The sequence below is a fragment of the Succinivibrio dextrinosolvens DSM 3072 genome (assembly GCF_900167015.1).
GTDB classification, from domain to species: domain Bacteria; phylum Pseudomonadota; class Gammaproteobacteria; order Enterobacterales; family Succinivibrionaceae; genus Succinivibrio; species Succinivibrio dextrinosolvens.
Genome location: NZ_FUXX01000003.1, coordinates 105,797 through 115,103, shown reverse-complemented (window position 1 = coordinate 115,103; position 9,307 = coordinate 105,797). Strand labels below are relative to the sequence as shown.

Sequence of the window (9,307 nt, the reverse complement as noted above, 5' to 3'; positions counted from 1 at the left end):
AGATGAACAATTACGTTTTTTCCAAGGATAGGTAGTTCGCTAATCTCTCTTGGATAATAATCATGGATGTTTGTCTGTCTGCATTTACACTGCTGACACATTCCAGGAGAAATTGCTTCTAAATATAGATGAAGGTCTGAACCGACTTCCTCAAGCTGAGAAATTTTGAAGCCAAAGAAAAATCTTTTTTCTAAATATTCTTGTATACTATCTATCATGAGCGGAGCTTATATTTTGTTTCTGGACAAAACAATTTTATAAAACTCCGCTCTTTTTATTTGCGCTCTACTTTATGTATTTAGAACATGACCCCGAAATTTTATTTAGAGCCAAATTTATTGGATATGCACTGTGATATATCCCAAATAAAATTCACAAAAAGTTGTTTTAAGTGAAGGAAGATCGTAACCGATTATTAATGAGAATAAGATCCTGAAAGAAAAGAGCCATCTAAATGGCTCTATGGTGGCTGCTACTTTCTACTTGTAGAAATCTGAATGGCTTTTATATTTCTTTTTTACGAAGATGGAAAGAAACAGCAGCAGGGCAACCAGAGTTGATGCACCGAATATTATCAGGATCCAGAATGGCATACTCTGTCCTAAAAATTCCCAGTCAAGCTTATCTGAGCAGATGCCTACAGCTTTAAACATGAATGGAGCAATTTCATCTAATGGAAGGAAATCAGGAAATTCAGTCTTAAGCTTGCAGGTTGAACCGAAAATAGATGTCGAGTTATATGCCTGATAGTGTTCAAAGGTAACTAGAAGTCCGCCTATGGATGATGCTAAAAATCCAAGTGAACATAAGAATCTGACAACAAGGAAATTAGAGGCAATAGCACCCACAAAACCAGCAACTACGAAACCAAGAATGTAAGCTCTTTCATATACACAGTTTACACATGGACCTAGATGAAGATTATATTGAAAATATAGCCCACAACCCTCAAAAGCAATTCCGGCCACTAAAAGGAGAAACCAAAAAAATCTAGAGGCGCAGATCAGCTTAATTATCTGGAACACATAAACTCCTAAATTGTGTGGAAATTACCCAGTCACAAAATAATATCACTTTCTTCTACTTATAGATTAGAAGATCATTTTTTTATTACAAATTAAAGAGTTGTATATTTCAACAAAAACTTGATACAGATTACAAATTTTTGACAAAAAAAATCCCGCATTTACTATTTATATGCGGGATTTAAGGAAATTACTTGCCTAGAATCAGTTCTACTGTAGGCATATGTAACAATCCGTTTGAAACGAACCACTCTGATGCTATTGGCATTAAGAACCAGGTGGTTAGCAGACCTACTACAGTTAGTACGATAGTATATGGTAAAGCCATGTACATCATCTTAAAGTATGGCAGCTTGATTAAAGCAGCAATAGGTGAGGTCAGCAGGAACAGGAATGCAGCCTGACCGTTTGGAGTTGCAACTGAAGGCAGGTTGGTTCCTGCGTTGATGGCAATTGCTAATTCGTCAAAGTGCTCAGGGGTAATAACTCCGTCAACCAGAGCGTCTCTAACCTGCTCGATATAAATGGTTGCAACGAATACGTTATCTGAAACTGAAGAGATAATTCCGTTTGCAAGATAGAAGATTGGAATATGGAACTCTCTTGGAGCTGAGAATACCCGGTCGATGATTGGAGTGAATAATCCCTGCTCTGCAATAACTGTTACAACGGTGAAGAATACACATAATAGTGAACAGAATGGCATTGACTCTGTAAATGCCTTACCGATAGGACCTTCAGAGGTTACACCGCACAGTGAGGTTGCAAGTACGATAACACTTAAACCGATTAGACCTACAGATGCAAGGTGGAAGCCTAAAGCAAAGATCAGCCATACAACACATAAGCCCTGAATAATGAGGTTCAGCTTGTCACGCTTGGTCAGTTCTTTAGTCTGGTCTGTATCCTTCTTAACCATGATATCGTAAATCTGCTGTGGCATTACATGTCCATAGCCGAACAGTTTGAATTTCTCAAGCATTACACAAGTGGTAAGACCACAGGCTAGCACTGGTAGAGAAATTGAGCACATACGGAAGGCATAATCCATGAAGCTCCATTTGCAGACGCTACCGATAATCAGGTTCTGAGGCTCACCGACTAGGGTACATACACCACCCAGGGTGGTACCAACAGCAGCGTGCATTAAAAGACTTCTTAGGAATGCTCTGAATTCAGTCAGGTTCTGTTTGTGTTCCTCAGGAACAATATCATCATTGGTGCTTACAATTGAAAGAGCATTGTTGCTGGTAATGATCAGCATATATAACTGATATAGACCAACACAGGTTGAGATGATAATTGCAAGAACTGTTAGAGCATCAGCAAAAGCTGATAAAAAGGCACTCATGAAACAGAACATGAATGCCAGCTTGATATTTGATCTTACTTTTACCAGAAGTTTTGTGAAGAAGAATAAAAGGAAGTCACGGACGAAGTGAATACCTGCGACCATGAACATCAGAAGCATAATAACTTCAAGATTTGCTTCAATTTCATGAGTAACATTATGAACATCGCACATGCCGATAAAGCATGCCTCAATAACCAGAAGACCACCAGCTTCAAGAGGATAGCAGTCAAGGGCCATTGCAAGAGTGAAAATGAATTCCAGTACTAGGAGCCAACCTGCAACAAACATTGAATAATGAGCAACGATTGGATTTATTACCAGAAACGCTATAATCGCGTTCTTATACCAGGCAGGAGCGTTACCTAAAAAGTTAAGTATGCCGGCCTTAGCATAGCTTATTGAAGTGTTCATACAGCCTCATGTTTTTTCTAAATGTGTATTTTGATTGAACGTGAAAGCCTTTTATACCGAAAAAAATTAACATTTTTCTCTGATTTCTCTAAAAGTTAGCTTTTAAAGAATGAATATAAAAGATTATCAACAAGATTATATTACGAAATCATCGATTTTTTAATAGTTTAAAAAAGCATTTATAGTGCTTTTTGAAAATTTTTTTATTATTTGCAAACTGCAATTGTGTCTGTTCTGTTTTTGTGTTTCAGATTCCAATAGTTGAATGCTTTTGTGAATTATTGAGACGTTTTTATTCTTTTTTTTGATGTTATCTGATTGCACTCAAAAATGGCAGTAGAAGAGTTTTATTCTTGATGGATGCATCGTAGAAAATACGATGCATTAAATACTAGTCTTTGGTGTTATGGATACTTATGCTGTCATCGAAGCTAACTGATTTTAAACTCAGTAAGTTCAGTACGTAGTAAAGAATGTACAGAACGTAGATTCTGACAAATAAAAACACATATACAGGATTAAATGCATCATCCTTTTTCAGGATAACTGACTCAAGATACATAAGCTTGTAATGAGCAAAGCTGTTTTCAATAATCATTGCCAGTACATACAGAAGAACAAAAATCAGTATGTATACATGTAAATTTTTCAGAATTGCAAATAATGTTAACTTTATTGAACAGTGATTATTTGGAATTTCATTACAGTTCAATGCATTAATATGAGATACAGTTGCCATTACAATGACAAGAACAAAGAATATTGCTGCACTTATACCGAAAAGATAGGACATGTGTCTTGCATATTCAATCTGTTCAGGGGTTGCAATCTGCAGTACCTGATTATTTAAAGCCTTAGCTGTGTATTCATTCATATACTGCTCCGCTTTAAATGAGACCAGCCTGTAAAGGGCATATATCACTGCACTGTATAGAATCTGTATATACAGAAAGTTCTTTAAACTGAAGATTTCGCCTAGACTCTTTCTTTGCTCTGACTTCTGTTTAGAAAACTCCAGATAGTAAAGATTAGATGCAAGGTTAGGCAAAAGTATCGCTATAGGCAGTAGAGCAATTCCCAAAATAGGCTGCTTAACTGCTTTTAGTACCGCGGAAAAAATGCCGCCCACAGCGACTGCATGTGGGCGGATAGATTTGATATTCTCTGTCATACTAGATGAATGCAGATGAAATGATAATCAGCATTACCTGAGGAGATAAAATTCTCAGGAACATTACAAATGGATATACGGTTGCGTAACCAATTGATGATGCTTCTGCATCCTTGTACATACCATTTGCGTAAGCAAGTGCTGGAGGATCAGTGTAAGAACCTGCTAATACACCGCATAGAACAAGGTAGTTAACCTTGAATACCTTGGCACCGATGAATCCAACAATCAGTAGAGGAATGATTGAAATCAGGGTTGCCCATGCCATCCAGTGAAGACCTAAACCATTTGTTAGAGTCTCCCAGAAACCATTTGCACCAGCTCTGATACCAACGATTGTCAGGAACAGGGTAATACCGATTTCCTTGAAAGCAGACAATGCAGGAACAGGAAGTCTCCAGTGCATTACGTTCTTAGTCCAGACATCACCGAATCTTGCAAGCATAATTGCGCAAACAAGAGTACCACCGATAACACCCAGCTTCATAGGAGCAGGAACACCAGGAATTGGAATAGGTACAGAACCTAACAGCATACCTAGGAACAGACCGATGAAGATTGGCATCATTGGAACGTGGTTCATGGTTGTTGATGAATTACCTACAACCTTACCAGCCTTACGGATGTTCTCCATGGTACCAACAACGTTGATTTCGTCGCCAAGAGCAAGACGTAAATCAGGAGTTGGCATAAACTGAATACCAGATCTGAACACACGAGAAATAACTAAGCCGAACTGATTCTCAAGATCAAGCTCTGCAAGAGTTCTTCCCATTACATGGTTGTTAGTGATGATCAGATGACGTACAGAAATTGTTGAACCGTGAGTGGTCAGAACGTCCTTGGTCTCAGTACCGATTGCCTGAGAAGCCTTCTGAACATACTTAGCTCCACCTACTAAGTGAACGATATCACCCTGCTTTAGAATCAGATCTTTTGTAGGAACAGACAGTTCACCGTCTCTCTTGATACGAGAGCAGATTACAGTGCCGTCAGCAACACATGGAATGTCGTTGATGGTCTTACCGAAGTAATCTGAGTTTTCGATAGAAACGTTTGAAACGATTGGAGTATCAACACCACGACCTTTGCTCTCTGCATAAGCGCTTCCCTCACCCTCAATGCTGATGTGGAAAACTGCTCTTAGAAGAATCATGGTGATAAGAATTGAGCAAACACCAAAAGGATAAGCCACTGCATAAGCCTGTGGAACAGTCTTGGTGTCAAAGCCTAGAGCAATTGCATCTTGTCCTGAAGCCTGAATCTGTGCTGACAGATCATTAACCATCGCAATAGCTGCAGACAGAGCAGGAGTATTGGTAATACCACCTGAATACATACCTACCATTGCATCTGGAGTTACGATGCCGCAGTAGAACATGGTTAAAGAAATTACGCAACCTAAAACAATGATTGAAACAGCTAGAGAGATAAGCTTTAAACCACTTCCTCTTAAGGCTGCAAAGAAGCTTGGACCAACCTGAATACCGATTGCGTATACGAATAACATCAATCCGAATTCCTGAAGGAAGTGAAGAATGGTTTCTTCAGAGGTTGCTGCACCAGCAGCTGAAACTAGATCAAAACCGAAATAAGCATGTGCCATGTGTCCGACAAAAATACCAGAGAACAGCACACCGCCAATTCCGACACCGACACCTTTATATTTAAGCTGGCCAAGGCCAATACCTAAAACAGCGCCGACTGAAACGTAAATAATTAACAGGGCAAGAGATGACATTTATAAATCCTAATTGGATAAACTGACATACTATCACTTTGCTAGAAAGTGAAGCTTCTTGTTTAACGGATCTTTCGATCCTGTTCTATACAAGCTAACCCCGTGTGTCCCACGGTTTTAGTTTGCCTTAAACTAAGATAACCCGTCGAAATCTGACCTCTAATACATGTAATAAATCAGTAAGATAGCTTAAATTTCGAGAGTAAAAATAAAATTGACAATTATATTAGCCAATTTTATTCCGCGTGTATTGTATCACAGTCGATTTGAGAATTTTTAACTGATTCACATTTTTTCTAAAATGTATTTTTTTTGAGCTTTTCTGTGATCATTCAGCCTATATGAGATCGGTTGAGATATAGATGCAGTTTTCCTCTGGAGCGTAGTCAAGTAAAGGCTCGTCAAAGTTTTCGTAGCTCCAGTCATTGATTTCTTCAATAGCGGCATCAGAGGACATAAACTTAAGGCTTAGACATAGACCTTTAAACTCGTTTATATCTATAACCTCAGCTTCCATACTCTTTATTGCCTCAATTAGTTTTCTGGCATTTTCAGATGAGTATCTGATATCGCTATTCGGTGTATCAGAAATTTCAGTTTTTATTTCTTCTGGCTGCTCAGGTGCTTCCTTTTCAAGAGTTCCCTCATCTATGCGGATCTGGGTAATAACGTCCTGAATCTGTGCACTTTCTTTAAGCTTTGAATCAATCAGAGAAGAATCAAGATTCTTGGTATCAAAACTGTTGGCCTTAAAGAAACTGTGCTCTGAACTTCTGTACAGAGATGATGGCATTCCTTTTTGTACGCTTACGCTATTCTGATCTTCAGCTGCTCTCTCATTCTCTTGCTTAACTGCTTTAACTGATGATTTAACATTCATCAGGGCAAAAATCTGACTGAATTTCTCGGTCAGATAGTTCTTAAGAGGAGAAGTTCTGATTTCATCAAGAACGATTTTTTTCAGATAGCTTATGCACAGCTTGAAGTTTGGATTATTTTTCTGTTCAGCATAAAGATTACTGTAGTAGTTCTTCTCAAATGGTTTGGTACCATGCATCAGTAGTCTTAGGGTATTGAAGAACTTGATTGCATATACGTTCTGCTTTGGTGAAAGCTCCATATATCTGGACAGTCTGATTTCTACAGTATTAACTGGTACAACATAATTGAAGATGATAAACGCCATCTGTGCAGCACAGAGCTTATCCATAAAATCGTCTGTCATTTCGTCAGCAGGCAGAGAAGTGGTTATAATCTTATGCTGCTTGAGCTTTGCTCGTGCCTCCTTAGGCAGAGACATATCAATAGGAACTACCATAAGCCCTAGCTTTGGCAGATGATCCTCAATACATTCTGTTGCCAGGAAGGAGTATTCAATTTTGAAAATGTCACAGAGCTGAGAGTTCTTGGTAAAGATAATCTCATTGAGATTTCTCTTGATATTCTGTGCCTCTAGTCTTCCAAGTTCACCCAGTATAAGTTTTGCAAGAGTATGATCTGTCTGAGGTTTTACTGTTGAAAGGTATTTGATTAGATTATCTGCAACAGACAGTTCTTCCTCTATTTTTAAAAGCTCAGGGAGGTTCTCCTGACTCTTAAGGCCGGTAAGGTTATTTACTGTATTCTCTCCGGTTACAGGCGCTATAAGGTTTGCAAAAACAGGATGATGAATCAGAGTCTGAAGATTCTTATGAGCGTGAGTACTCATCTGTCTTAGTGATTCATCAAAGATAACATAGTTATTGAAATCTTCATCGTGCTTACTGTTGTATTCAACAGCTGTGCTGAATTTTTCCAGATTTAATCCTCTGAAAACACTATTTAAAAGGGAAGTGTTGATAAGCGGTCTTATCTTTCGGATTATTGCCTTTACAAAATAATCAGTGGTTCCCTTAAGGTCGCGTACCCACTTGAATCTGCTCTGATCGTTGCAGGTTACCAGATGATAGATGTAAAGCTCAAAAACTTCTTTATTTTTCTGATAGTAAGCATCAATACTTTTTTCTTTGTCTGAAGCTAAAAGAGAGAATAAGGCCAGTCTTGTAAGCTCAGGATAATAATACATTCCAAGCAGAAGCAGATTTTTATCGCTGATGCTCTCAAAGGTGTTATCAAATGACTCAAAGAATGCAAAATAAAGAGTCCTTATATACAGAAGCTCTATGAGCTGAATGTTATCAAACTCATCTTTCAGAGCTTCAAGTCCCTTCTGAGAATCCTCTTTATCAAAGGACAGGTACAGATTCTTTAAAATAAGACGTATAAAAAAGTTAAACAGAAGAATCTGAATATTTGTTTTATCTGAAGATAAGGTCTTATTACTCTTATCCTTAAATTCCACGGTGTTTTTTATAAATGCGGTGAATTCTTCAAAATTCTCACACTTTTCCGGTTCTCTAACCTTGTCCTGAGTGTAGTAAATGTTAGGGAAGACAATGGAGATCTGCTTGTCATCTGTTGTATATATAAAGTTAGCTGCTCTGTGATCAGGAATATCGATTTCCTGCAGACTTAGAGAACTCTCCAGAGGAATCAGCTTTTCAATATGTGGAGTAACATGACTGCTGATATATCTGTAGATATTTCTTACCAGCTCGTTTTTCAATACCGGAGAGCTTTTGCTGATAATCCCGCATAAATCGATGTGGGCTTTTTCATGTGCACTAAGTGAGTTTATATAGTTGTAGCAGTTGTTCTTTAAATCAAGGAACATTCTTTCTACGAAGCTTGTAGAAATTTCCTCTTTGACAAACTCTGCGTTGATTCTTTTTAACTGCTTAATCTGTAAGTCATTTTTCTCTGGCTTAGATGCAACAAGCTGTCTGTATGCATTCTCAAGATCATTAATATAAGGATAATCAAGATTGAATGGCTCCTTATAGCTTGATGATGCTGAGATTGCTGCTAGATACTGACTTACCTTAAGCTGATTGTCCTTATCAAGTGGTTTAAAGCAGAATGCTGGATTCTTATAATCACAGTGACGGTTTCTGTATTCACTTGAGTAGGTATAGCAGGTTCTTATGTAGGCAAGACCTTCCTTTGGAAGCTCCATCTTGCTTATGATGTTGTTCAAAGCGACTCTCTGATGAGGATCAAGCTTTGCAGAGCTAACCACAAAAAGACCTTCAAATACTCTCAGCATGATGTTGTAGTTTGATAGTTTTACATTCATCATGTTGATGTGCTTTAAGTCTTTTACAGTAGGAGTTTTCTTTGCTGCAACCAGTGCTTTTACGGCAGCGCAGTCCTCGTCATTGTTCAGATCTGGTCTGGTGGTAACAAAAATCTTGTCATAAAAGGATAGATCCACAGGTACTGAACATGGAACCAGTTTGAGGTTGATCTTTTCAAGATAGGAATTGATATCTATATAGATCTGCTGAGAGTTCTTGTCGAATTCTGTATGAGTATAATCAAGTTTGAGTGTACTGCACAGTTCTGAAAGTGACATGCAGATAAAGCGGTGAGATGATGCTTCTGTGTATAAATCTCGAATTGTCTCCAAGAGCTCGGAGGAAAGATCTCCGATTCTCTGTTTATAGTATGAAGCATCCTTTTTCATGAGCAGATTGTAAGAATTCCTGTTTTCGTGAAATCTCAGA

Annotated in this window: 6 protein-coding genes; all 6 read right to left on the bottom strand. The window is 38.2% G+C overall.

Annotation, left to right across the window (positions count from 1 at the left end; all coding sequences use genetic code 11):
* A partial coding sequence (locus B5D46_RS12005) for a transposase family protein (protein ID WP_143675582.1) occupies positions 1–218 on the bottom strand: 218 nt, incomplete at its 3' end.
* A 261-nt stretch (positions 219–479) separates the two neighbouring features.
* Positions 480–1,025, bottom strand: coding sequence for a disulfide bond formation protein B (locus tag B5D46_RS01795; protein ID WP_078927969.1), 546 nt, complete (start codon positions 1,023–1,025; stop codon positions 480–482).
* A gap of 190 nt (positions 1,026–1,215) precedes the next feature.
* Positions 1,216–2,790, bottom strand: coding sequence for a sodium/proton antiporter NhaB (gene nhaB, locus B5D46_RS01790; protein WP_143675581.1), 1,575 nt, complete (start codon positions 2,788–2,790; stop codon positions 1,216–1,218).
* A gap of 391 nt (positions 2,791–3,181) precedes the next feature.
* Entirely contained in the window at positions 3,182–3,961 is a 780-nt protein-coding gene (locus B5D46_RS01785) for a hypothetical protein (protein ID WP_078927968.1), read from the bottom strand.
* Between the two features lies 1 nt (position 3,962).
* A complete protein-coding gene (locus B5D46_RS01780; protein WP_078927967.1) occupies positions 3,963–5,702 on the bottom strand; it encodes a putative transporter in 1,740 nt (579 codons plus the stop codon).
* Positions 5,703–6,039: 337 nt separating this feature from the next.
* Positions 6,040–9,267: a tellurite resistance TerB C-terminal domain-containing protein gene (locus B5D46_RS01775; protein ID WP_078927966.1), complete on the bottom strand. Its 3,228-nt coding sequence runs from the start codon at positions 9,265–9,267 to the stop codon at positions 6,040–6,042.
* Positions 9,268–9,307 lie beyond the last annotated feature (40 nt).

Coding starts and splice junctions, on each gene's coding strand:
- nhaB (WP_143675581.1), bottom strand. CDS start 2,790: ATGAACACTTCAATAAGCTATGCTAAGGCCGGCATACTTAACTTTTTA.
- B5D46_RS01785 (WP_078927968.1), bottom strand. CDS start 3,961: ATGACAGAGAATATCAAATCTATCCGCCCACATGCAGTCGCTGTGGGC.
- B5D46_RS01780 (WP_078927967.1), bottom strand. CDS start 5,702: ATGTCATCTCTTGCCCTGTTAATTATTTACGTTTCAGTCGGCGCTGTT.
- B5D46_RS01775 (WP_078927966.1), bottom strand. CDS start 9,267: ATGAAAAAGGATGCTTCATACTATAAACAGAGAATCGGAGATCTTTCC.